This window comes from Prosthecobacter gellanilyticus, assembly GCF_007992435.1.
GTDB lineage: Bacteria > Verrucomicrobiota > Verrucomicrobiia > Verrucomicrobiales > Verrucomicrobiaceae > Prosthecobacter > Prosthecobacter gellanilyticus.
This window is the reverse complement of the sequence record NZ_BKAG01000118.1, coordinates 1-1,580: the sequence shown is the minus strand read 5'-3', so window position 1 is coordinate 1,580 and position 1,580 is coordinate 1. Positions and strand designations below refer to the sequence as shown.

Here is a 1,580-nt window from a genome sequence, read left to right as displayed (position 1 = left end):
TGACTTCTACCCACATTTATTAAGTTTTGGGAAGCAACTTGAGGTGCGGTGGGTAAGTCTTCTGGATGGACATTGAAGCCGACTGTCAAAGCTTGGTGCAAGGCATGGAAGGTGACCAGCTCGTGCAATGGGCGCAGGCCCAGCTGGCGCAGATGGATCTGGGCGACAGCCGCAGGGACGAGCGCCTTGGCCAGTTGCTTGCCGCCATGGCCCGGCGTCCTGGCAAGACACTTCCCGAGCAGTGCGGCAGCCCGGCCTCGCTGAAGGCTGCTTATCGTCTGCTGCAATGCCAGGAGGTGCAGCCTGAGCTCATCCTCAGCAGCAGCGCCGCCGCCACGGTGGAGCAGATCCGCGCACGGCATCGGCAGGGGGTGCTGCTGTGCATCCAGGACACCACCAGCCTGGACTACACCTCCCACCCGGCCATGGAAGGGCGCGGCCCCATCAGCAACAGCACCAGCGTGCGTGGCTTCTTTGCCCACAGCAGCCTGCTGGTGGGCGGCCAGGGAGTTGTCCATGGCCTTCTGGAATGCGAGGTGTATGCGCGCGACGAGGCGGCGCAAAAGGCGCGCAAGCCCGGGGAGCGCAACCGGCAGCAGGCGCAGGCCAAGGAAAGCGCGCGCTGGCTGCGCAGCCTGGAGCAAAGCGCGCGGCTGTGCGAGCAGCTGCCCGAGGCGCAGAGCGTCATCAACATCGCCGACCGCGAGGCTGACATGTATGAGCTCTTCATCCAGGCGCGCCAGCATCATCAGGCCAGCGATGGGCGGCTGCACGTGCTCATCCGCGCCCAGCATGACCGGCAGTTGCATCCCAAGCAAAAACAGGAACAGGAACAGCAGCAAGTGCAGGCACGGCTGTGGGAGCATCTGGCCACGCAGCCCGCGCAGGCGCGCTGGAGCATCCATCTGCCATCCGCCAAAGGCATCCACGGCCAGCAAGCGCGGCAGGTGGAGGTGCTGTGGCAGCGCGTGCGGCTGGAGGCCCCGGCGCATCAGCGCAAATACCACGGAGCCCACGAGCCGCTGGAGCTCAGCGTCATCATGGTGCGCGAGCCGGTGGCCCCGGAGGGAGAGCAAGCGCTGGAGTGGGTGCTGCTGAGCAGCCTGGAGGTGGACTGCGAGCAGCAGGCCCAGGAGCTGGTGAGATGGTATGCGCTGCGCTGGCAGATCGAGGTCATGCACCGGATCTGGAAAAGCGGCTGCCGGGTGGAGCAGAGACGCTTCCGGGAGGCACGCGCGGCGCAGGCGATGATCGTGCTGGACCTGCTCAGCGCGGTGCTGTTGCTGGGGCTGGTGACGCAGTCGCGGCATGATCCCGAGGCACTGGCCGGACCGTGGTTGAGTGACAGGCAGCAGGAAGTGCTGCGAGCACGCTTTGAGAGCGAGAAGACAGGGACGGCAGGCAAGCCGCTGAAGCTTGCGCAGGCGGTGCGCTGGATCTCGCAGCTGGCAGGACACCGGGGGGCGCCCAGCTCGCCGCCTCCTGGACCCGAGATGCTGTGGCGCGGGCTGGCCAGGCTGCAGGACATGGAGGCTGGATGGCTGCTCTCCCAGATGAACCAAAAATGTGGGTAGAAGTCA

At 65.9% G+C, this 1,580-nt stretch carries 1 protein-coding gene; it reads left to right on the top strand.

The window, feature by feature from the left end; genetic code table 11:
* The first annotated feature begins 65 nt into the window (after positions 1-65).
* Complete coding sequence (locus BGE01nite_RS28720) at positions 66-1,574, top strand: IS4 family transposase (RefSeq protein WP_146856388.1); 1,509 nt, start codon at positions 66-68, stop codon at positions 1,572-1,574.
* Positions 1,575-1,580: the final 6 nt, after the last annotated feature.